The 22,213-nt window shown below is 76.3% G+C and carries 21 protein-coding genes and 1 pseudogene; 19 read left to right on the forward strand and 3 right to left on the reverse strand.

What is annotated here, in order from left to right:
- Positions 1 to 33 precede the first annotated feature (33 nt).
- From ACI79X_RS21050 to ACI79X_RS21080, 7 genes are all read left to right on the forward strand, one after another.
- Positions 34 to 555: a PH domain-containing protein gene (locus ACI79X_RS21050; RefSeq protein ID WP_457027371.1), complete on the forward strand. Its 522-nt coding sequence runs from the start codon at positions 34 to 36 to the stop codon at positions 553 to 555.
- A gap of 290 nt (positions 556 to 845) precedes the next feature.
- Positions 846 to 1,448: a translation initiation factor IF-3 gene (infC, locus tag ACI79X_RS21055; protein ID WP_457027372.1), complete on the forward strand. Its 603-nt coding sequence runs from the start codon at positions 846 to 848 to the stop codon at positions 1,446 to 1,448.
- A 100-nt stretch (positions 1,449 to 1,548) separates the two neighbouring features.
- Positions 1,549 to 1,743 (forward strand): 50S ribosomal protein L35, encoded by a 195-nt coding sequence (rpmI, locus tag ACI79X_RS21060; RefSeq protein WP_457027373.1) that lies wholly within the window; start codon positions 1,549 to 1,551, stop codon positions 1,741 to 1,743.
- A gap of 35 nt (positions 1,744 to 1,778) precedes the next feature.
- Entirely contained in the window at positions 1,779 to 2,165 is a 387-nt protein-coding gene (gene rplT, locus ACI79X_RS21065) for a 50S ribosomal protein L20 (protein ID WP_093579784.1), read from the forward strand.
- Between the two features lie 169 nt (positions 2,166 to 2,334).
- Positions 2,335 to 3,135 carry a TrmH family RNA methyltransferase gene (locus ACI79X_RS21070; protein WP_457027374.1) on the forward strand — a complete coding sequence of 267 codons (801 nt, stop codon included), beginning with the start codon at positions 2,335 to 2,337 and terminating at the stop codon, positions 3,133 to 3,135.
- 75 nt (positions 3,136 to 3,210) lie between these two features.
- Positions 3,211 to 3,570 (forward strand): mycothiol transferase, encoded by a 360-nt coding sequence (locus tag ACI79X_RS21075; RefSeq protein WP_457027389.1) that lies wholly within the window; start codon positions 3,211 to 3,213, stop codon positions 3,568 to 3,570.
- A gap of 410 nt (positions 3,571 to 3,980) precedes the next feature.
- The gene (locus ACI79X_RS21080; RefSeq protein ID WP_457027375.1) at positions 3,981 to 4,163 is read left to right on the forward strand and encodes a hypothetical protein; all 183 of its coding nucleotides are present in this window, start codon (positions 3,981 to 3,983) and stop codon (positions 4,161 to 4,163) included.
- Between the two features lie 437 nt (positions 4,164 to 4,600).
- Here ACI79X_RS21080 and ACI79X_RS21085 read toward each other — a convergent pair whose 3' ends face one another.
- The 3 genes and pseudogenes from ACI79X_RS21085 to ACI79X_RS21095 all read right to left on the reverse strand — a co-directional run bounded on the left by ACI79X_RS21085 (position 4,601) and on the right by ACI79X_RS21095 (position 7,880).
- Entirely contained in the window at positions 4,601 to 5,227 is a 627-nt protein-coding gene (locus tag ACI79X_RS21085) for a diguanylate cyclase domain-containing protein (RefSeq protein ID WP_457027390.1), read from the reverse strand.
- A gap of 58 nt (positions 5,228 to 5,285) precedes the next feature.
- Positions 5,286 to 7,007 (reverse strand): annotated as a pseudogene (locus tag ACI79X_RS21090) (EAL domain-containing protein); the annotation flags it as partial.
- Between the two features lie 30 nt (positions 7,008 to 7,037).
- On the reverse strand, positions 7,038 to 7,880 hold the full coding sequence (locus tag ACI79X_RS21095) for an EamA family transporter (protein WP_457027376.1): 843 nt from the start codon (positions 7,878 to 7,880) through the stop codon (positions 7,038 to 7,040).
- A gap of 203 nt (positions 7,881 to 8,083) precedes the next feature.
- Between ACI79X_RS21095 and pheS the strand changes: the two genes are divergently transcribed.
- The 12 genes from pheS to tyrS all read left to right on the forward strand — a co-directional run bounded on the left by pheS (position 8,084) and on the right by tyrS (position 21,914).
- Positions 8,084 to 9,151, forward strand: coding sequence for a phenylalanine--tRNA ligase subunit alpha (pheS, locus tag ACI79X_RS21100; RefSeq protein WP_457027377.1), 1,068 nt, complete (start codon positions 8,084 to 8,086; stop codon positions 9,149 to 9,151).
- Positions 9,151 to 11,628 (forward strand): phenylalanine--tRNA ligase subunit beta, encoded by a 2,478-nt coding sequence (gene pheT, locus ACI79X_RS21105; protein ID WP_457027378.1) that lies wholly within the window; start codon positions 9,151 to 9,153, stop codon positions 11,626 to 11,628. The genes pheS and pheT overlap by 1 nt, the downstream gene beginning before the upstream one ends.
- Positions 11,628 to 12,443, forward strand: a complete 816-nt coding sequence (locus ACI79X_RS21110) for an SDR family NAD(P)-dependent oxidoreductase (RefSeq protein ID WP_457027379.1) — start codon at positions 11,628 to 11,630, stop codon at positions 12,441 to 12,443. The genes pheT and ACI79X_RS21110 overlap by 1 nt, the downstream gene beginning before the upstream one ends.
- A 184-nt stretch (positions 12,444 to 12,627) precedes the next feature.
- Complete coding sequence (gene argC / locus ACI79X_RS21115; protein ID WP_457027380.1) at positions 12,628 to 13,668, forward strand: N-acetyl-gamma-glutamyl-phosphate reductase; 1,041 nt, start codon at positions 12,628 to 12,630, stop codon at positions 13,666 to 13,668.
- Positions 13,665 to 14,843 carry a bifunctional glutamate N-acetyltransferase/amino-acid acetyltransferase ArgJ gene (gene argJ, locus ACI79X_RS21120; RefSeq protein WP_457027381.1) on the forward strand — a complete coding sequence of 393 codons (1,179 nt, stop codon included), beginning with the start codon at positions 13,665 to 13,667 and terminating at the stop codon, positions 14,841 to 14,843. The genes argC and argJ overlap by 4 nt, the downstream gene beginning before the upstream one ends.
- A complete protein-coding gene (gene argB / locus ACI79X_RS21125) occupies positions 14,840 to 15,841 on the forward strand; it encodes an acetylglutamate kinase (RefSeq protein WP_457027382.1) in 1,002 nt (333 codons plus the stop codon). Before argJ ends, argB begins: the two co-directional genes overlap by 4 nt.
- Entirely contained in the window at positions 15,838 to 17,028 is a 1,191-nt protein-coding gene (locus tag ACI79X_RS21130; RefSeq protein ID WP_457027383.1) for an acetylornithine transaminase, read from the forward strand. Before argB ends, ACI79X_RS21130 begins: the two co-directional genes overlap by 4 nt.
- Positions 17,025 to 17,972 (forward strand): ornithine carbamoyltransferase, encoded by a 948-nt coding sequence (argF, locus tag ACI79X_RS21135; RefSeq protein ID WP_457027384.1) that lies wholly within the window; start codon positions 17,025 to 17,027, stop codon positions 17,970 to 17,972. Before ACI79X_RS21130 ends, argF begins: the two co-directional genes overlap by 4 nt.
- 13 nt (positions 17,973 to 17,985) lie before the next feature.
- The gene (locus ACI79X_RS21140; protein WP_457027385.1) at positions 17,986 to 18,552 is read left to right on the forward strand and encodes an arginine repressor; all 567 of its coding nucleotides are present in this window, start codon (positions 17,986 to 17,988) and stop codon (positions 18,550 to 18,552) included.
- Positions 18,549 to 19,994 carry an argininosuccinate lyase gene (argH, locus tag ACI79X_RS21145; RefSeq protein ID WP_457027386.1) on the forward strand — a complete coding sequence of 482 codons (1,446 nt, stop codon included), beginning with the start codon at positions 18,549 to 18,551 and terminating at the stop codon, positions 19,992 to 19,994. The genes ACI79X_RS21140 and argH overlap by 4 nt, the downstream gene beginning before the upstream one ends.
- A 14-nt stretch (positions 19,995 to 20,008) precedes the next feature.
- Positions 20,009 to 20,629: a DNA-3-methyladenine glycosylase gene (locus ACI79X_RS21150; protein ID WP_457027387.1), complete on the forward strand. Its 621-nt coding sequence runs from the start codon at positions 20,009 to 20,011 to the stop codon at positions 20,627 to 20,629.
- A gap of 4 nt (positions 20,630 to 20,633) precedes the next feature.
- On the forward strand, positions 20,634 to 21,914 hold the full coding sequence (gene tyrS, locus ACI79X_RS21155; protein WP_457027388.1) for a tyrosine--tRNA ligase: 1,281 nt from the start codon (positions 20,634 to 20,636) through the stop codon (positions 21,912 to 21,914).
- Positions 21,915 to 22,213 lie beyond the last annotated feature (299 nt).

Below are 22,213 nucleotides of genomic sequence, written 5' to 3' on the forward strand. Positions count from 1 at the left end.
TCTGCCACCGACCCCGGCCGCCGGGCTGGGAGGATGGGAGCCGTGCCGACGCCGCCGACGCCGCCCGCCGTCCCCGTGTCCGCCACGCCGCGCCGCCTGCGGCTGATCTGCGCCGCCGCCGCCGTCGTCGTCGTGGCCGTGATGGTCGTCGTCGCGGTGCTGCTCACCGAGTCCTCGACCGGCGTGGTCACCTTCGGCCTGGTCGACCAGGTGGCCATCGTCGGCCTGGGCCTGTTCGTCGGCGGCGGCGTGATGCTGGTCGGCGCGTCCCGGGTCGACGCCGACACCGACGGCGTGCGGGTCCGCAACGTGCTGGTGAAGCACGAGCTGGGCTGGGACCGGGTGCGGGCGGTGCGCTTCGACCGGGACTCCTCGTGGGCGAGCCTCGAGCTCACCAACGACGACGAGGTCGCCGTCCTCGCCGTGCAGGCCGTCGACCGGCAGCGCGCGCTCGACGCCGTCGACGGCCTGCGGGCGCTGCTGGCCGCCCACCGCGCCGCGCACCCGAGGCCCGACCCGGGCCCCCTGCTCTACGAGTGGGAGGCCCGGGAATGACCCGGGGCCCCCGGACGCTGTAGCATGTGCGTGCCTCCCCGCTACACGAGGCGCGTGAACCACTCCAGCGGCCCCGCCCCGGGCCGCTGACCCAAGAGGAGCCCGCTCCCACCTGGCGCCGCCGAGGCGCCCAGGTCCCCGGTTCGCGAGACGCCGGCCCGCCCCGGCCGGCGTCCCGCGACGTACCCGGCCCACCCGTGGGCCGGGGCGGTACCGGCGAGACGGGCCCTGTGAGCGCACAGCTCACGGGGCCCTCGTCGTCTCCGGTCCCGGAGGGCGGCTCCTCCCGTGTGAACTGCAGAGGAGAGGCCATCACCGAGCCCCGTATCAACGACCGTATCCGCGTCCCCGAGGTCCGCCTGGTCGGACCGGAGGGCGAGCAGGTCGGCATCGTGCCGATCGGCGAGGCGCTGCGCCTGGCGCAGGACTCCGAGCTCGACCTCGTCGAGGTCGCGCCCATGGCCCGGCCGCCGGTCGTCAAGCTGATGGACTACGGGAAGTTCAAGTACGAGTCCGCCCAGAAGGCCCGCGAGGCCCGGCGGAACCAGGCGCTCACCGTCATCAAGGAGATGCGGCTGCGCCTCAAGATCGACCCGCACGACTACGAGACCAAGAAGGGCCACGTCGAGCGCTTCCTCAAGGCGGGCGACAAGGTCAAGATCACCGTGATGTTCCGCGGTCGCGAGCAGTCGCGCCCGGAGATGGGCTACCGCCTGCTGCAGCGGCTGGCCGGCGACGTGTCCGAACTGGGCGTCGTCGAGTCCAACCCGAAGCAGGACGGCCGCAACATGGTCATGGTGATCGCCCCGCACCGGAACCAGGCCGCGACCGACGGCGCCCGCCGTCAGGCCAAGGCCGAGCGGGCCGCCGAGGGTCAGACCCCGACGGCCTGACCGGCGCACCGCAGGACCGCACCACCGAGACGGCCGGCGCCGTCGCGGCAGCCCCGTGCTGCCGCGCGGCGCCGACACCCACGAACAGGACGACGAGGACATGCCGAAGCAGAAGACCCACAAGGGCACCGCCAAGCGGGTGCGCGTGACGGGCACCGGCAAGATCATGCGCGAGCAGGCCAACAACCAGCACAAGTTCGAGCACAAGTCCTCGCGGCGCAAGCGCCGGCTGGAGAAGGACCAGGTCCTGAGCCCGGCCGACACCAAGACCGTCAAGAAGCTGCTGGGCATCTGAGCCCCCGCCTCCCGTAACGATCAAGGAGTACTCACGTGGCACGCGTGAAGCGGGCGGTCAACGCCCAGAAGAAGCGCCGGACGACCCTCGAGGCCGCCAGCGGCTACCGCGGTCAGCGTTCGCGCCTGTACCGCAAGGCCAAGGAGCAGATCCTCCACTCGGCCACCTACAACTACCGCGACCGCAAGGTGCGCAAGGGTGACTTCCGCAAGCTGTGGATCACCCGCATCAACGCCGCCGCGCGTCAGAACGACATGACCTACAACCGGTTCATGCAGGGCCTGAAGCTGGCCGGCATCGAGCTCGACCGCCGCGTGCTCGCCGAGCTCGCGGTGAACGAGCCGGCCGCCTTCGCCGCACTGGTGGAGACCGCCCGCGCCGCCGTCGCCGCCGCTCCGGCGGGTGGCGAGCAGGCCGCCTGACGTTCCGCCTCCCGACGCCGCCGGCGTCCGGCCCACCGGGGCCGGCGCCGGCGGCGTCGGCGTGTCCGGGGTCGGAGTGGATCCCGCGAGATCTGCACACTCGGGGCTCTCCGGGTGCGAGAAGCCCCGAGTGTGCGGATCTCGCGGAACGGGAGGGGAGGACGACGACGTGAGCGAGCTGCTGACCGAGCGCTCGGGGCGGGTGGCCGCCGCGCGGAAGCTGACCCGCCGGGCCGGCCGCGACGAGGCCGGCGCCTTCCTCGCCGAGGGCCGGCAGGCCGTCAGCGAGGCGCTCGCGCTGGCCGGGACCGACCCGGCCGCCGTCCGCGAGGTCTTCGCCACCGAGGCCGCCGCCGCCGCGCACCGCGACCTCCTCGTCGCCACCGCCGTCCCGGTCCGGCTGGTCACCGAGAAGGCGGCCGCCGGCCTGTCGGAGACGGTGACGCCGCAGGGCCTGGTCGCCGTCTGCGCCCTGCGCGACCTGCCCGCGGGGCGGCTGGCGGCCGAGCCGCCGTCGCTGGCGGTGGCCCTCGCCGGCCTCGCCGACCCGGGCAACGCCGGCACCGTGCTGCGCACCGCCGACGCCTGCGGCGCGGGCGCGGTGGTCTTCGGCGCCGGGTCCGCCGACCCCTACGGCGGCAAGGCCGTCCGCTCCAGCGCGGGCAGCCTGTTCCACCTCGACGTCGTCCGCGGTGCGCCGCTGCTGCCGCTGGTCGGCGACCTGCGCGCCCGCGGTGTCACCGTGCTCGCCGCCGACGGCGGGGGAGAGGCCTCCCTCGACGGGCTGGGCGACGTCCTCGCCGGGCCGGTGCTGTGGCTGTTCGGCAACGAGGCGCGCGGGGTGCCGCCGGAGCTGGCCGCGGCCGCCGACGCCCGGGTGCGGATCCCGATGCGCGGCCGCGCCGAGAGCCTCAACCTGGCCGCCGCCGCGGCGATCTGCCTCTACTCCACGCAGCTCGCGCAGGGCTGAGACGCTGCCCGCGCGGACGACGACGCGGCCGAGGCCACCCTCCTGCGCTCCCTGACCTCCGCCCGCGAGGCGCTGCTGTGGAAGCTCGAGGGGCTCTCGGGGTACGACGTGCGCCGGCCGCTGACGGCCACCGGCACCGACCTGCTCGGCCTGCTCGAGCACCTCGCCTGCGTGCAGGCCGGCTACCTCGGTGGCGTCATGGGCCGGCCGTTCCCCGAGCCGATGGTCTGGGACGACCCCGACGCCGGGGACGACGACCTGTGGGTGCACGCAGACGATCGCGAGGGTCGAGGAGGCCGCGGCGGCCTTCCGCTGAGCCGCAGGCCGGGTCGGGCCGGCTCGAGCTCCGCGTACGGGGTCACCGTGCCGTCGCGCGCCAGCCGGCGGGTGGTGCGGGCGCGCAGCGCCGACCGGGCCGGCGCGAGCGCCACGTAGACGCCGGAGAGCACGAGGACCAGCACCCGGTCGGCGCCGGGGGACAGCACGATGCTGCCGGCGAACTGCACGGCGAAGGGCACGAACAGCGTCGCCGCGCCGACGGCGGTCAGCCGCAGGCACACCAGCAGGGAGACGGCGAACAGCGACCGGGCGGCGGTGAGCAGCAGCTCGGTGCGCTGCTGGGTGTCCAGCGGCAGGCCGGAGATCGACGTCGAGCTCAGCGCGAGGACCAGCGGGATGGTGCCCACCAGCAGCGTCCACTGGTTGACCTTGCTCGACAGCAGGGTGCCGAGGGAGTCCGAGGCGCGCAGCCGCGCGGCGTGGAGGCAGGCGACGACGAGCTCGGGCGCCTCGCTGGCCAGCGCGCCACCCACTGCACGAGCAGGAACTCGTCGACGGCGAGCGTCGTGCCGGTCTCCACCAGCGACTCGGTGAAGTGCTCCGCGCAGGCGAGGACCACCAGCGCCGCGACGGCGAACACCCCGCCCACCCAGGTGCGCCGGCGGCGCCTGGGCTGCTCGCCCATCCAGCGCGAGGTGCCGATCAGGTCCGGCTCCTCGGCGGGGGCCTGGGCGAGCCGGCGGGCGTAGGGCACGAAGACCGTCACCAGCACGACGGCGTCGACGAGCGTCAGGCTCGTCCGCAGCTGCAGGTGCAGCGAGTACGGCGTGGCGACGCCGAGATCACGACCTCGGGCGACATCGCCGGCGACAACCGCACCTCACCGCGGGGCACGTCCCGGGCGGCGGGGTCCCCGGCCGCCCGGCGCCGGGCCACCACGACCGCGGCGACCAGCACCACCAGCGGCCAGCCGACGCCGACCGTCGTGCCGGCCCTCCAGGTGGAGACGAGGTCGGCGGCGTACCCGGGCAGCACGGCCAGCAGCGCGAGCAGCGCCAGCGCCCGCCAGGAGGGGGGTCGGCGGGCGGCGCCGGGGAGCGGGCACGGGCGCCATCCGAACGCGCGGAGGGGGACGGCGCGACCGCGCCGTCCCCCTCCGTCCCCCGCCCGGCCGGACCCTCCCCGGTCAGCCGAGCACGGGCGCCGCCGGCGGTGGCACCGCCGCGGCCGCGGCCCGTGCGGTGGCGGCGCGGGCGGCCGCACCGCGCGAGGCGGCCTTGCGCTCGTACATCCGCAGGTCGGCCCGGTGCAGCAGGTCGGCGAACACGACGCCGTCGGCCGGGCAGACGCTCACCCCGATGCTCGCGCCCACCGTCACCTCGGTGCCCATGAGCGGGACCGGGCGGCGGATGGAGGCGACCAGCTCGTCGGCCACCCGCGCCGCCTCGGCGGCCGCGGTCTCCGGGTGCAGGTCGGGCAGCGCGACGAGGAACTCGTCGCCGCCGAGCCGGGCCAGCAGGTCGCGCCGGCGGACCCGGTCGCGCAGCCGGCCGGCCACCACCTGCAGCAGCTCGTCCCCGGCGGCGTGGCCGAGGGCGTCGTTGACCGCCTTGAACCCGTCGAGGTCGACGAACAGCAGGCCGAGGGAGTCGCCGCGGGCGCGGGCCTCCCAGATCGCGGCCTCCACCTGCTCCTCCAGGCGCCGCCGGTTGGGCAGGCCGGTGAGCGGGTCGGTGTAGGCGAGCTCCTGGATGCGGGCCAGCGCCGCGGACGTGCGGTCGCGCTCGCGCACCAGCGCCCGCTCGGCCTCCACGCGCGCTCACGTCGACCTGGACGCCGATGTACTGGACGACGGTGCCGTCGGCGTCGTGCACCGGCGCGAGGTGCAGCTCGTTCCACCACGGCTCCCGCCCGGGGCCGCGCACGTTGAGCACCGTCTCCCGGCAGGACTCGCCCGCGGCGACGGCGGCCCGGATCCGCGCGACGGCGGCGGGGTCGGCGTCGGGGCTCTGCAGCTGCCGGCAGTTGCGGCCGAGGATGTCCTCCGCGGCCAGCCCGGCGAGCTCCCGGAACGCGGCGTTGGCGTAGACGATCGGCTGGTCGGGCAGCCGCATGTCCACCACGGTCACGCCGCTGGGCGTGGCCTCCAGCGCCCGGCGCAGCAGCACCTCGGCGTTGGTGGTGCCGACGGCGAGACCGCCGGCGGGCCGGCTCACGGGTGCGGCCGGGACGTGCGCGGCCGGCGGAGTGGGCAGCCCTGCCTCGGGGCCGACCCGCGGGGCCACCCGCGACAGCAGCGACTGCGCCGCGGCCGAGACGGTGTCGCGGTCGTAGGTCAGCGCGTACTCGAAGGTGCGCTCGAGGTCCGGGCCGTCCTCGCCGAGGTCGCGGGCGAGCAGGGCGGCGCTGAAGTGCGGGGACAGCACCGCCACGTCCCACTCGCCGCGCACCGGGTCGGCGGGGCCGAGATGGGCGCCGCGCAGGCCCGGCAGCGGCTCGACGGGCAGGTCCTCGCCGAGGGCGCAGACGAAGCCGGTGCGGGCGACCAGGTCGCGGTAGCGCTGGGTGGTGGAGACGGTGAAGTGCCGCGCCTCCTGGAAGGTGGAGGCGACGACGCAGGTCTCGCCGAGCCGCATCGCCTCCCGCTCCAGCTGCTTGGACAGCTCGATGAGCAGCGCCTTGGGCGCCCGCCGCAGCGGCGTCCCGTCGGGGAGGCAGGCGAACGGCGACGCCGCGCCGAGGGCGCCGGCCGGGGTGCCGGCGCCGGGCAGCACCAGCTCGCCGACGGTCAGGCCCGGCGCGGCGCCCGGGCCGGGACGGCCGAACAGCCAGCCCTGGCCGAGGGTGGCGCCGAGGCCGCGGGCGGTGCGCAGGTGGCCCTCGTGCTCGATGCCCTCGGCCAGCACGACGGCGCCGCTGCGCTCGGCGTAGGCGTTGACCGCGTTCATGATCTCGGCGATCTCCGGACCCGGGCGCTCCTGCACCAGGCGCAGGTCGAGCTTGACGACGTCGGGTCGCAGCAGCGGCAGGAACGCCAGCGACATCGACTCCGCGCCGACGTCGTCGACGGCGATCGACCAGCCGAGCTCGCGGACCCGCTCGACCGTGCGCAGCAGCTCGGCCGGGCGGGCGGCGATGGCCCGCTCGGTGATCTCCATGACGACCCGGACGTGGCCGGGCGCGCGCTCGGCGATGGCGAGCAGGTCGGCCAGCGGGGCGGTGCCGAGCACCTCGGGCTCGACGTTGACGAACACCGTCAGCGGGGCGACCAGGGCGGCGTCGACGGCACCGCGGAAGGCGGCGGCGCGGCACGCCTCGTCGAGCTCGGCCAGCCGGCCGGCGGCGCGGGCGGCGGCGAAGAGGGCGTCGGGCCGTTCGAGCGGGCCGACCGGGCCGCGGGCGAGCGCCTCGTAGGCGACCACCCGGCCGGTGTCGAGCTCCACGATCGGCTGGAAGACGCTGTGGACGCCGCGGATGGCGTCGTCGAGCACCGTGTCGAGCACCGTGTCGAGCACCGTGTCGCCGGCGGGCACCGGTGCCTGCGGGAGGAGGGTCACGGGGGCGTTGTCGGCAGGCGGGTCCCCTCCCGACACCCGGGGGTCCCGGGGCCTCCCCCCAGAGGGTCAGGAGGGGAGGGCGATGAGGACGACGGCCGCGGCCGCGGCCGCCAGGCCGGCCCGCTGGGCGCCGACCAGCCGCTCGCGCAGCAGCACCTGCGCCAGCACCACCGTGCTCACCGGGTACAGCGAGGCCAGCACGCCGGTGATCGCCAGCTGCCCGCCGGCCTGGGTGGCCACGAGGAACAGCGCGTTGGCCGCCATGTCGCCGACCCCGGCCAGCAGCACCACCGGCAGCACCCGCCGCGGCACCCGCAGCCCCGACCCGCCGGCCAGCGCCAGCCCGCCGACGAGCAGCACCGACACCACGCGGGCGGCGGCCAGCGGGGTGAGCCCGGCGTCGTCGCCGGTGCGGTCGAGCACGACGAAGAACAGGCCGAACCCGGCGCCGGCGGCCAGCGCGGGGGCCACGGCCGACAGCCGGGCCGAGCGCAGCGAGGCCAGCCCGCCCTCCGCGGACACCAGCACCACCGCGACCAGCGCCAGGACGATGCCGGTGACCGCCACCGGCCCCAGCCGCTCGCCGAGGAGCAGCCCGCCGAGCACGGGCAGCGCGGCGGCCGACACCGCGGTCACCGGCGCCACGACGCTCATCACGCCGGTGGCCAGCGCCCGGTAGAACAGGACGAGCCCGGCGCCGCCGGCGATCCCGGCCACGGCGCCCCACAGCAGGTCGGCCGGCTCCGGGTCGCCGCCGAGCCACGGCAGCAGCAGCGCCACGGTGAGCAGGCCCGCCGCCTGCGACAGCGCGACGACGGTGGCCGCGGCCACCCGCCGGCTGGCCATGCCGCCGGCGAAGTCGGCCATCCCGTAGACGACGGCCGAGGCCAGCGCCAGCAGCGTCGCCATCCGGTGCGCCTCCCCGTGTCCCGTCCCCGTCCGGTGCCACCCGGTGCCGCCCGATCCTCGCAGCCGGCTCCTCCGCGGGATCTGCACACTCGGGACTCCCAGGCCCCGGAACACCCCGAGTGTGCAGATCTCGCCGGAGGGGACCGGGTCCGGCCGGGAACCGGGGCGCGGCGGGGGAGGGACGCCGGGCAGAATGGCCTCCCGTGTCCGGCGCCAACGACCCCTACGACCCCAAGCAGGTCGCGGCCCTCTCCGCCGAGGCCCTCGACGCCGCCGTCGCGGCGGCCCACGAGGCCTTCGCGGCCGCGGGCGACCTCGACGCGCTGGCCGCCGCCCGCCCGGCCCACCTCGGTGACCGGGCGCCCGTGCCGCTGGCCCGCCGCGAGCTCGGCGCGCTGCCGCCGGCCGCCCGCGCCGACGCCGGCAAGCGGGTCAACGCCGCGCGCGTCGCCGTCACCGAGGCCTTCGACGCCCGCCGCGCGGAGCTCGAGGCCGAGCGCGACGCGCGGGTGCTGGCCGAGGAGCGGGTCGACGTCACCCTGCCCTGGGACCGCGCCCCGCGCGGCGCCCGCCACCCGCTGACCACGCTGCAGGAGCGCATCGCCGACGTCTTCGTCGGCATGGGCTACGAGGTCGCCGAGGGCCCCGAGCTCGAGGCCGAGTGGCTGAACTTCGACGCGCTGAACATCGGCCGCGACCACCCGGCCCGCACGATGATGGACACCCTGTTCGTCGCGCCGGAGGACTCCGGGCTGGTGCTGCGCACCCACACGAGCCCGGTGCAGGCGCGCACGCTGCTCTCGCGCACGCCGCCGGTGTACGTCGTCGCGCCCGGGCGGGTGTACCGCACCGACGAGCTCGACGCGACGCACACCCCGGTGTTCCACCAGGTGGAGGGCCTCGCCGTCGACCGCGGCCTGACCATGGCGCACCTGCGCGGCACGCTCGACCACCTGGCGCGGTCGCTGTTCGGCCCGGAGGCGATCACCCGCTGGCGGCCGAGCTACTTCCCGTTCACCGAGCCCTCGGCGGAGTTCGACGTCTGGTTCCCCGAGCACCGCGACGGCCCGCGCTGGGTCGAGTGGGGTGGCTGCGGGATGGTCAACCCCCGGGTGCTCGTGGCCTGCGGGGTCGACCCCGAGGAGTTCAGCGGCTTCGCCTTCGGCGTCGGCATCGAGCGGGCGCTGCAGTTCCGCTCGGGTGTCGGCGACATGCGCGACATCGTCGAGGGCGACGTCCGGTTCACCAAGGCGTTCGGAGTGGAGCTCTGATGCGGGTCCCCGTCGGCTGGCTGGCCGAGTACGTCGACGTCCCCGCCGGGACGACCGTCGAGGAGCTCGACGCCGCCTTCGTCCGGCTGGGCCTGGAGGTCGAGGACGTCCACACCCCGGCCGAGGTCACCGGCCCGCTGGTGGTCGGCCGGGTGCTGGGGATCGAGGAGCTCACGGGCTTCAAGAAGCCGATCCGGTGGTGCCAGGTCGACGTCGGGGAGTCGGAGCCGCGCGGCATCGTCTGCGGCGCCCGGAACTTCGCCGTGGGCGACACCGTCGTCGTCGCGCTGCCCGGCGCGGTGCTGCCCGGCGGGTTCGAGATCGCCGCCCGGAAGACCTACGACCACGTCTCCGACGGGATGATCTGCTCGGTCCGCGAGCTCGGCATCGGCGAGGACCACGCCGGGATCCTCGTGCTCGGCGACGGCTTCGAGCCCGGCGCCGACGCCCGCGCGGTCGTCGGCCTCGACGACGTCGTCATCGAGCTCGCCGTCACCCCCGACCGCGGCTACTGCCTGTCCATGCGCGGCATCGCCCGCGAGATGGGCACGGGCCTCGCGGTCGGCTGGCGCGACCCGGGCGCGGCCGAGGACCCGAGCTGGTCCGGCGAGCCGGCGTGGGAGGTCACCGTCGCCGACGCCGAGCGCTGCGACCGGTTCTCCATGGTCGCGCTGGAGGGCCTCGACCCGACCGCGCCGAGCCCGTGGTGGATGCGCCGGCGGCTGGCCCAGTCCGGCATCCGGTCGATCTCGCTGGCCGTCGACGTCACCAACTACGTGATGCTCGAGCTCGGCCAGCCGATGCACGCCTTCGACCGCGACGCGGTGACCGGCCCGATCGTCGTCCGCCGCGCCCGCGAGGGCGAGCGGCTGACCACCCTCGACGGCGCCGACCGCGTGCTGTCCGACGACGACCTGCTCATCACCGACGACACCGGCCCGATCGGGCTGGCCGCGGTCATGGGCGGGGCGTCCACCGAGATCGGGGACGGCACGACGAACGTCCTGCTGGAGGCGGCGCACTGGGAGCCGACCGGGGTGGCCCGCACCGCCCGACGGCACCGGCTGCCCAGCGAGGCGGCCCGCCGGTTCGAGCGCGGCGTCGACCCGGAGATGACCGTCGTCGCGCTGGCCCGCGCCGCGGCCCTGCTCGCCGAGTACGGCGGCGCCCGGGTGGTCGGCGCGCCGGTCGACGTCGACACCCGCCGCCCGCGCCCGTCGATCGCGCTGGCCGCCGACCGGCCCGGCCGGGTCTCCGGCGTGCCCTACCCCGCGGCGCAGGTGGTCGAGCTGCTCGGCGCCGTGGGCTGCGCGGTGGAGGCCGACGGGGAGCTCCTCACCGTCACCCCGCCGTCCTGGCGGCCCGACCTCACCGACCCGGCCGACCTGGTCGAGGAGGTCGTCCGCCTCGCCGGCTACGACGACGTCCCCTCGGTGCTGCCCACGGCCCCGCCCGGGCGCGGGCTCACCGAGACCCAGCGTCGCCGCCGCGCGATCGGGCGGGCGCTGGCCGAGGCGGGCCACGTGGAGGCGCCGGCCTACCCGTTCCTCGCGCCGTCGGTGTTCGACGCCCTCGGGCTCGACGCCGACGACGAGCGGCGGGCGGTGGTCCTCGTGCGCAACCCGCTGTCGGAGGAGGAGCCGGCGCTGCGCACCACGCTGCTGCCGGGCCTGCTCGCCACGCTCGCCCGCAACCTGGCCCGCGGCCAGCGCGACGTCGCCCTGTTCGAGCACGGCGCGGTGTTCCGCGGCGGCGACCGCGCGCCCGCGCCGCTGCCCGGCGTCGACGCCCGTCCCGACGACGAGACGCTCACCGCGCTGCTCGGCGCGGTGCCCGGGCAGCCGTGGCACGTCGCCGTCGTCCTGGCCGGCCAGCGCGAGCCGCGCGGCTGGTGGGGTCCGGGGCGCCCGGCCGGCTGGGCCGACGCCGTGCAGGCCGCCCGGGTGGTGGCCGAGGCGGCGGGCGTGGAGCTCTTCGTCCGCCCCGGCGAGCGGGCGCCCTGGCACCCGGGCCGCTGCGCGGAGCTGGTCGTCCGCGCCGGCGACGAGGACGTCGTCGTCGGGTACGCCGGCGAGCTGCACCCGCGGGTGTGCGCGGCGCTGGAGCTGCCGGCCCGCACCTCGGTGATGGAGCTCGACGTCGACGCGCTGCCGGCCCGGCCGGTGCCCGTCGGCCCGCGGATCTCCGCCTTCCCGCCGGTGTTCCTCGACCTCGCGTTCGTCGTGCCCGACGAGATCACCGCCTCGCACGTCGAGTCGCTGGTGCGCGGGGGAGCGGGGGAGCTGTTCGAGGCGGTGCGCCTGTTCGACGTGTACTCCGGCCCGCCGGTGCCGGCCGGGTCCCGCTCGCTGGCGTACTCGCTGGTGCTGCGCGCCCCCGACCGCACGCTCACCGCGGCCGACGTGGCCCAGGTGCGCGAGGGCATCCTCGCCGTCGTCGCCATGCAGGGGATCACGCTGCGCAGCGGCGACTCCTGATGGCGGCCCGGCCCGACCTCTCCGGGCTGGTCGCGCTCGTCACGGGGGCGTCCGCGGGCATCGGCCGGCACCTCGCCGAGGGGCTGGCCGCCCGCGGCGCCGCCGTCGCCGGCCTCGCCCGCGGCGGCGAGCGGCTGCGGGCGGCGATGGACGACGTCGCCGCGGCCACCGGGGCCCGGACGCTGGCCGTGCCCGCCGACGTCACCGCCGCCGCCGCGGTGGACGCCGCCGTCGCCCGGGTGGCTGCGGAGCTCGGCCCGGTCGGCCTGCTGGTCAACAACGCGGGCCTGGTCGACGCCGCCGAGGTGCCGCTGTGGGAGGCCGACCCCGACCAGTGGTGGGCGGTGGTGGAGAGCCAGGTGCGCGGGCCGTTCCTGCTCGCCCGCGCGGTGCTGCCGGGCATGGTCGCGGCCGGCGGCGGGCGGGTGGTCGGGCTCGCCAGCGGCCTGGGCACCCGCGGCGACGCGCGCTACAGCGCCTACTCAGCCGGCAAGTCCGCGCAGATGCGGATCACCGAGGCCCTCGCGCTGGCCGGCGCGCCGCACGGGGTGCGCGCGTTCGACCTGGCGCCGGGCGTCGTCGACACCGCGATGACCCGCGCCATGCCGATGCACGCCGGCCGCACCGAGTGGACCCGGCCGGCCGACGTCGTCGACCTCGTCGTGGCGATCGCCGCGGGCGAGCTGGACGCCTGGTCGGGGCGGTTCCTGCGCGCCGGGGCCGACACCGTGGACGCCCTGCGCGCCACCACCCCGGCCGGCGACGCCCGCCGGCTGCGGCTGCTCCCGTACGGCGACGCCGACCCTCTGGCCTGACCCCGCCACACCCGGTCCCGGCCCGCTCGTGCTCTGCCCCTCCCCAGGGGGCAGAGCACGAGCCTGCGTCCGTCCGGTGCTCGTGCTCTGCCCACGGAGGCGGGGCAGAGCACGACCCCGCTCGGGAGGACCTGCCGACCCCCGGCCATGAAAGGTCATGCATGCCCCTGTATGGTCATGCATCGTGAACACAGGGCAGACGTGGACGGTCGGGGTCACCGGCGCCACCGGGTACGCGGGCGGTGAGGTGGTCCGGCTGCTGGCCGGGCACCCGCACCTCCGGCTGGCCGGGGTGCACGCCAACTCGAGCGCCGGCCGACGCCTGGGCGAACTGCAGCCCCACCTGCTGCCCTTCGCCGACCTCGAGGTGCGGCCGAGCGCGCCCGCGGACCTGGCCGGCTACGACGTCGTCGTCCTCGCGCTCCCGCACGGGGAGTCCGCCGCCATCGCCGCGCAGCTGCCGCAGGACACCCTCGTCATCGACTGCGGCGCCGACCACCGGCTCGAGGACCCGGCGGCCTGGGCCCGCTGGTACGGCGGCGAGCACTCCGGCTCCTGGCCCTACGGCCTGCCGGAGCTGCCCGGCCAGCGGGAGAAGCTCGCCGGCGCGCGGCGGATCGCCGTCCCCGGCTGCTACCCGACGTCGGTCACCCTCGCGATGGCCCCGGCGCTGGCCGCGGGCCTCGTCGAGCCCGACGTCGTCGTGGTCGCCGCCTCCGGCACCTCCGGCGCGGGCAAGGCGGCCAAGCCGCACCTGCTCGGCAGCGAGGTCATGGGCTCGGTGAGCGCCTACGGCGTCGGCGGCGTCCACCGGCACACCCCGGAGATGGCGCAGACGCTCGGCGCGGCCGCCGGGCAGCCGGTCCGGATCAGCTTCACGCCCACGCTCGTGCCGATGAGCCGGGGCATCCTGGCCACCTGCTCGGCGCCGCTGCGGCCCGGGACCGACGCCGGCGCCGCGCGGGCCGCCTACGCGCGGGCCTACGGCGACGAGCCGTTCGTGCACCTGCTGCCCGAGGGGCAGTGGCCCACCACTTCGCAGGTGCTCGGCGCGAACACCGTCGCGGTGCAGGTCGCCGTCGACCCCGACGCCGGCCGGCTGGTCGTCGTCGCCGCCGTCGACAACCTCACCAAGGGCACCGCGGGCGGCGCGATCCAGAGCGCCAACATCGCCCTGGGCCTGCCCGAGACCGCGGGCCTCCCGCTGGTGGGGGTGGCCCCGTGAGCGTCACCGCACCTCAGGGCTTCCGGGCCGCCGGCGTCGCCGCCGGGCTCAAGAGCACCGGCGCCCCCGACGTCGCGCTGGTCGTCAACGACGGCCCGCAGGACGCCGCGGCCGCCGTCTTCACCACCAACCGCTTCCCGGCCGCGCCGGTGCTGTGGAGCCGGCAGGTCCTCTCCGGCGGCCGGCTGCGGGCGGTCGTCCTCAACTCCGGCGGCGCCAACGCCTGCACCGGGCCCGAGGGCTTCGGCGACACCCACGCCACCGCCGAGCACACCGCCGCCGCGCTCGGCCGCGCTGGTCTGGACATCGGCGCGATCGACGTCGCGGTCGCCTCCACCGGGCTGATCGGCGTCCGGCTGCCCATGGACCGGCTGCTGCCCGGCGTCACCGCCGCCGCGGGGGCGCTGTCCGACGGCGGCGGCCCCGACGCTGCCCGCGCGATCATGACCACCGATTCGGTGCCGAAGACGACGGTGCAGCAGCGCAGCAGCCCCGCAGGTGGCTGGTCGGTCGGCGGCATGGCCAAGGGTGCAGGGATGCTCGCGCCGAGCCTGGCCACGATGCTCGTCGTCCTCACCACCGACGCCGCCGTCGACCCGGCCGTGCTGCAGGAGGCGCTCGCGGGGGCCACGGGCGTGAGCTTCGAGCGGGTCGACTCCGACGGCTGCCTGTCCACCAACGACACCGTGATCGCGATGGCCAACGGCGCCAGCGGCGTCACGCCGTCGGCGGAGGAGGTGGCCGAGGCGCTCACCGCCGCGGCCACCGACCTGGCCATGCAGCTGCTCGCCGACGCCGAGGGCTCCACCAAGGACATCGCGATCACCGTGCGCAACGCGGCCAGCGTGCGGGACGCGCTCACCGCGGGCCGGGCCTGCGCCCGCAACAACCTGCTCAAGACCGCGCTGTTCGGCAACGACCCCAACTGGGGCCGGGTGCTCGCCGCCATCGGCACCACCGACGCCGCCTTCGAGCCCGACGCCGTCGACGTGACGATCAACGGCGTCACCGTCTGCCGCGGTGGTGCCATCGGCGACCCGCGCGAGGGCGTCGACCTCACCGGCCGGGCCGTCACCATCGACGTCGACCTCCGGGCCGGCACCGAGCAGGCCACGATCTGGACCAACGACCTGTCCATCGCCTACGTGCACGAGAACTCGGCGTACTCCACATGAGCACCGCACAGGACCCGAGCCCGCCCGACGTCCGGGTCGACGAGACGCCCCCGCCGCCGCGCCGGCGCATCGGCACCACCCGGGTGATGCGCACCTACGACCCCGAGGGCGACGCCCGCAAGGTCGCCGTCCTCACCGGTGCGCTGCCGTGGCTGCGCGAGTTCCACGGCAACGTCGTGGTGATCAAGTACGGCGGCCACGCGATGGTCGACGAGGACTGCCGCCGCGCCTTCGCCGAGGACATGGTGTTCCTGCGGACCTGCGGCATCCTGCCCGTCGTCGTCCACGGCGGCGGCCCGCAGATCACCGGGATGCTGTCGCGGCTCGGCATCGCCAGCGAGTTCCGCGGCGGCCTGCGGGTGACCACCCCGGAGACCGTCGAGGTGGTCCGCATGGTGCTCACCGGCCAGGTCGGCCCGGAGGTCGTCGGGCTCATCAACGGCCACGGCCCGCTCGCGGTCGGCCTGTCCGGGGAGGACGGCGGCCTGTTCACCGCCGAGCGGACGACGGCCGTCGTCGACGGCGAGCCGGTCGACGTCGGCCTGGTCGGCGACGTCGCCGCCGTCGACCCGGCGCCGGTCACCGCGCTGCTCGCCGCCGGGAAGATCCCGGTGGTGGCCACCGTGGCCCCCGACCGCGACGGCGTGGTGCACAACGTCAACGCCGACACCGCCGCCGCGGCGCTGGCCGTGGCGCTGGGCGCGGTGAAGCTCGTCGTCCTCACCGACGTCGAGGGCCTCTACGCCGACTGGCCCGACCGCGACTCGCTCGTGCAGCAGATCGACGCCGCCGAGCTCGCGGAGATCCTCCCGGACCTCGACGCCGGGATGATCCCGAAGATGGCCGCCTGCCTGCGGGCGGTCGAGGGCGGGGTGAAGCGGGCGACCGTCGTCGACGGCCGCACCCCGCACGCCCTGCTGCTGGAGATGTTCACCACCGAGGGCACCGGGACGATGGTCGTCCCCGCCCACAGCCTGAGCGGAGAGGAGCCGGCATGACCCACACGGAGGAGCTGGCCACCCGCTGGTCGGCCGTGATGATGGGCAACTACCGCACGCCCCCGGTCGCGCTCGCGCGCGGCGAGGGCTCGGTCGTCCGGGACGTCGACGGCCGCGAGTACACCGACCTGCTCGGCGGCATCGCGACGACGATCCTCGGCCACGCCCACCCGAGGGTCACCGAGGCGATCACCCGCCAGGCGCAGACCCTCGGGCACGTGTCCAACCTGGCGATGCACGAGCCCGGCGTCACCCTCGCCGAGCGGCTGCTGGAGCTGGCCGGGCGGCCCGGGCGGGTGTTCTTCTGCAACTCCGGCGCCGAGGCCAACGAGGCCGCGTTCAAGATCAGCCGGCTCACCGGGCGGCCCGAGGTGGTCACCGCCGAGGGCGCCTTCCACGGCCGCACGATGGGCGCGCTGGCGCTCACCGGCCAGCCGTCCAAGGCCGCCGCGTTCGCCCCGCTGCCCGGCGGCGTCCGGTACGTCCCCTACGGCGACGCCGCCGCGCTGGACGGCGTGGTCGGCGGGCAGACGGCGATGGTCCTGCTGGAGCCGATGCTCGGCGAGGGCGGCGTGCAGCCCCCGCCGGCCGGCTACCTCGCCGCGGCCGCCCGCACCGCCGCCGACGCCGGCGCGCTGTTCGCTGTCGACGAGGTGCAGACCGGCACCGGCCGCACCGGCCACTGGTTCGCCCACCAGGCCGACGGCCTGCAGCCCGACGTCGTCACGCTGGCCAAGGCGATCGGCGGCGGGCTGCCGCTGGGCGCCACGCTCGCCTTCGGCGACGCCGCCGAGCTCATGACCGCGGGCTCGCACGGCTCGACGTTCGGCGGCAACCCGATCGCCTGCGCCGCCGCACTCGCCGTGCTCGACACCGTCCGCGACGAGGGCCTGCTCGAGCGGGCCAAGGAGCTCGAGCACCGGTTCACCGCCGGCGTCGAGGGCCTCGGGCACGCCGGCGTCTCGGGCGTGCGGGGGAGGGGCGCGCTGCTCGGCGTCGTCCTCACCGCCCCCGTCGCCGCCGCGCTGGAGGCGCAGCTGCGCGCCGCCGGCTTCCTCACCAACGCCGTCGCCCCCGGCGTGCTGCGGCTCGCGCCCTCCCTGGTCGTCACCGACGCCCAGGTCGACGCGTTCGTCGCCGCCCTCCCCGCGGCCCTCGACGCCGCCCTCCAGGAGACCGACTCGTGATCCGGCACCTCACCCGCGACGACGACCTCACCCCCGGCGAGCAGGCCGAGGTCCTGGCCCTCGCCGCCGAGCTCAAGCGCACCCGGCACACCGACGCCGCGCCCACCCCGCTGCGGGCGGCCAACGGCGTGCCCCGCGCGGTCGCCGTGCTGTTCGACAAGCCCTCCACCCGCACCCGGGTGTCGTTCTCCGTCGGCGTCGCCGAGCTCGGCGGCTACCCGCTGGTCATCGACGCCGGGGCCAGCCAGCTCGGCCGCGGCGAGCCGGTGGAGGACACCACCCGCGTGCTCGACCGGCAGGCGTCGGCGATCGTGTGGCGCACCTTCGGCCAGGACCGGCTGGAGACCATGGCCGCCACCAGCCGCGTGCCGGTGGTCAACGCGCTCACCGACGACTTCCACCCCTGCCAGATCCTCGCCGACCTGCAGACGGTCATCGAGCGCAAGGGGTCGCTCGCGGGCCGGTCGCTCACCTACCTCGGCGACGGCGCCAACAACATGGCGCACTCCTACCTGCTCGGCGGCGCCACCGCCGGCATGCACGTGCGGATCGGCTCGCCCGAGCAGTTCCAGCCGGCGCCCGACGTGCTGAAGCGGGCCGCGGAGATCGCCGCCGGGACCGGCGGCTCGGTGCAGTGGACCGCCGACGCCGCGGCCGCCGCCGACGGCGCCGACGTCCTGGTCACCGACACCTGGGTGTCGATGGGCCAGGAGGACGAGTACGACGCCCGCGTCGCGCCGTTCCTGCCCTACGCCCTGGACCAGGAGGCGGTCGACCGCGCGGCCGAGGACGTCGTCGTCCTGCACTGCCTGCCCGCCTACCGGGGCAAGGAGATCGCCGCCGACGTGATCGACGGCCCGCGCAGCGCGGTGTGGGACGAGGCGGAGAACCGGCTGCACGCGCAGAAGGCGCTGCTGCTGTGGCTGCTGGAGCGATCCGGGTGAGCGGGGCCCGCGCGTGACCGGGGCGCTGACCCGCTCGGCCCGCCAGGCGCGCATCGCCGAGCTGATCACCGCCCAGCCGGTCACCTCGCAGACCCAGCTGGCGGCGCTGCTGGCGGCCGGCGGCATCGAGGTCACCCAGGCCACCCTGTCCCGTGACCTGGAGGAGCTCGGCGCGGTCAAGCTGCGCGGCACCGACGGCGCCCCGGCGTCCTACGTGCTGCCCCCGGAGAACGCGCCGCTGCGCCCGGCCCAGGCCGCGCCCGCCCGGCTCACCCGGCTGCTGGCCGACCTGCTCACCAGCGCCGACGGCAGCGCCAACCTCGCCGTCCTGCGCACCCCGCCCGGGGCCGCCCAGTTCCTCGCCTCCGCGCTGGACAAGGTGGGTCTGCCCGACGTGCTGGGCACCATCGCCGGGGACGACACGCTGCTGGTCGTCTCCCGCGACCCCGACGGCGGCCCGGCGCTGGCCGAGCGGCTGCGCGCCATGGCCGCGCGGACGCCCGCCGTCTACCCCGAGCTGCACAGCGACCTGACCGACGACGCCCCCGTCCCTGAGCCCCCCGGAGGACCGACCCCGTGACCGACCCGACCGCCCCCGCCTCGCAGACCCGGCTCTGGGGCGGCCGCTTCGGCGGCGGCCCCTCCCCGGCGATGGCGGCGCTGTCGAAGTCCACCGACGTCGACTGGCGGCTGGCCCCCTACGACCTGGCCGGCTCCCGCGCGCACGCCCGGGTGCTGCACCGCGCGGGCCTGCTCGCCGACGACGAGCTCGAGCAGATGCTCGGCGCGCTCACCGAGCTCTCGGCCGAGGTCGCCGCCGGCACCTTCGCCCCGGTCGAGGCCGACGAGGACGTGCACGAGGCGCTCGAGCGCGGCCTGATCGCCAAGCTCGGCACCCTCGGCGGGAAGCTGCGCGCCGGCCGCTCCCGCAACGACCAGGTCGCCACCGACCTGCGCCTGTACCTGCGGCACAACGTCCGGGCCCTGGTCGGGGAGCTCTCCTCGCTGGAGTACGCCCTGCTCGGGCTGGCCGAGCGGTACCAGGACGTGCCGGCCCCCGGCATGACCCACCTCCAGCACGCCCAGCCGGTGCTCATCGCCCACCAGCTGCTCGCCCACGCGCACGCCGTCGCCCGCGACGTCGACCGGCTGCAGGACTGGGACCGCCGCGCCGCCGTCAGCCCGCTGGGCTCGGGCGCGCTGGCCGGCTCGTCGCTGCCGCTGGACCCCGACGCCGTCGCCGCGGAGCTCGGCTTCGACCGGGCCGCCGACAACTCGATCGACGCCGTCAGCGACCGCGACTTCGCCGCCGAGTTCTGCTTCGCCGCCGCGCTGATCGGCGTCCACCTGTCCCGGCTGGGGGAGGAGGTCGTCCTCTGGACGTCCACCGAGTTCGGCTGGGCCCGCCTCGACGACGCCTGGGCCACCGGGTCGTCGATCATGCCGCAGAAGAAGAACCCCGACATCGCCGAGCTCGCGCGCGGCAAGTCCGGCCGGTTCGTCGGCAACCTCACCGGCCTGCTGACCATGCTCAAGGGCCTGCCCCTGGCCTACGACCGGGACCTGCAGGAGGACAAGGAGCCGGTCTTCGACTCCCTCGAGCAGCTGCTGCTCCTGCTGCCGGCGGTCACCGGGATGGTCGCCACCCTGACCCTGCGCCCGGAGGTGCTCGAGGCCGCCGCCCCGCAGGGCTTCGCGCTGGCCACCGACGTCGCCGAGTGGCTGGTGCGCAACGGCGTCCCGTTCCGCTCGGCGCACGAGATCTCCGGCGCGATGGTGGCCTTCTGCGAGGAGGCGGGGGTCGAGCTCGACGAGCTCGACGACGACCAGCTCGCCGGCATCGACGAGCGGCTCACCCCGGAGGTGCGCTCGGTGCTGTCGGTGCGGGGGGCGCTGGAGGCCCGCAGCACCCGCGGGGGGACGGCGCCCGAGCGGGTCGCCGGCCAGCTCGCGGCGCTGAAGGACGTCGCCGCCGCGCACGGCCGCTGGTCGGCCGGCTCGCCCGTGGCGGCCGCGCTCTGACCTCGCCGGGGCGGTTGCTCACCGCCGACGAGCTGCTCGGGCCGGTCGACGAGGTCGCCCCGGCCCTGCTCGGCTGCTGGGTGGTCACCGACCGGCCCGAGGGCACCGTCGCCGTCCGGCTCACCGAGGTGGAGGCGTACTCGGGGGAGGGGGAGGACCCCGCCTCGCACGCCCACCGCGGCCCGACGCCGCGCGCGGCGATCATGTTCGGCCCGCCCGGGCGGCTGTACGTGTACTTCAGCTACGGCGTGCACTGGTGCGCGAACGTCGTCGTCGGCCCGGCCGGGCGTGGGTCGGCGGTGCTGATGCGCGCCGGTGAGGTCGTGGTGGGGGAGTCGCTGGCCGCGACCCGCCGTCCGTCCGCCCGTGTCCCCCGGGACCTGGCCCGCGGTCCCGCCCGGCTCACCGCCGCGCTGGCGATCGGGCCGGGCGACGGCGGCGCCGACGTCCTCGACCCCGCCTCCCCGGTGCGCCTGCACGCGGGGGAGCCGCCGTCCGGGGTGTCCGCGGGCCCCCGGGTCGGGATCAGCCGGGCGACCGAGCTGCCGTGGCGGTTCTGGGAGACCGGGGCGCCGTCGGTCAGCGCGTTCCGCCCGGGCGGACGTCGGCGTCCGCGGGGCGCCGGGCAGGATTGAACCCGTGACCGACGTCCTCCCCGAGCTGAAGCGCCGCGGGCTCATCGCCCAGACCACCGACGAGGCCGCGTTGTCCGCGCACCTCGCCGAGGGGCCGGTCACCTACTACTGCGGGTTCGACCCCACGGCACCCAGCCTGCACGTCGGCCACCTGGTGCAGGTCATGGTCCTGCGGGCGCTGCAGCGGGCGGGGCACCGGCCGGTCGTCCTCGTCGGCGGCGCCACCGGGCTGATCGGCGACCCCCGGCCCACGGCGGAGCGCCAGCTCAACGACCGCGCGACCGTGGCCGGCTGGGTCGACAGCATCCGCCGGCAGCTCGCGCCGTTCCTCGAGCTGCCCGCCGAGCGCGAGGGACTGCCCGCGCCGGTGTACGTCGACAACCTGACCTGGACCGAGCCGCTGTCGGCGATCGACCTGCTGCGCGATCTCGGCAAGCACTTCCGGGTGGGCCGGATGCTCGCCAAGGAGGCGGTGTCGGCCCGGCTGAACTCCGAGGCCGGGATCAGCTACACCGAGTTCAGCTACCAGATCCTGCAGGCCCACGACTTCCTGCAGCTCTACCGCCGGCACGGGGTGACGCTGCAGACCGGTGGCTCCGACCAGTGGGGCAACCTCACCGCCGGCATCGACCTGGTGCGGCGTGTGGAGGGGGTCGGCGTGCACGCCCTCTCCACCCAGCTGGTCACCAAGTCCGACGGGCAGAAGTTCGGCAAGAGCGAGGGCGGCACGGTCTGGCTGGACCCGTCGCTCACCTCGCCGTACGCGTTCTTCCAGTTCTGGCTCAACGCCGACGACGCCGACGCGCTCACCTGGCTGCCGCAGTTCTCCGAGCGCCCGGCCGAGGAGGTGGCCGCGATCGTCGCCGAGAGCACCGAGCGGCCGGCCTCCCGGGCGGCGCAGCGGGCGCTGGCCGAGGAGCTCACCGCCCTGGTGCACGGACCAGAGGAGCTGCGCCAGGCCGAGGCAGCCGGGCGGGCGCTGTTCGGCCGCGACGACCTCGCCGCGCTCGGGCCCGAGACGCTCGCCGCCGCCCTGCGGGAGGCCGGCAGCGTCACCGTCGACGGCGGGACGCCGACCGTCGCCCAGCTGCTCCAGCAGACCGGCCTCGTCGGGAGCCTGTCCGAGGCCCGGCGCACGGTGAAGGAGGGCGGCGCCTACCTGAACAACGAGCGCGTCACCGACGCCGACGCCGTCCCCGCGGAGGACGCGTGGCTGCCCGGGGGATGGCTGGTGCTGCGGCGCGGCAAGCGGTCCGTGGCCGGCGTGCAGCGGGCGACGCCCTAGCCCGACGCCCGTGTGAACGGCGTGTGACACGCCGGTTCCGGAACGGTGTCCGGCGTCACCGCGTCCCGGGTTTGACACGGGTCCGACAGCCACGTAACTTTCTCTCTGCGCGCCGCACGGCCCGGGAGGGCAGCGGAGAGGCCCCGGTAGGAGCCCCCGTTGCGGGCGTACAGTAGGACAAGCCGCTGCTGACGGAGCCCGGAAGGGTCGAGTTGGTGTGCGTCCGCTCCTTGAGAACTCAACAGCGTGCCGAAAGTCAGTGCCAAGTAATACCCCGTCCCGGGCCTTTGGTGGTCTGG

This window comes from Geodermatophilus sp. SYSU D01119 (genome assembly GCF_054049975.1).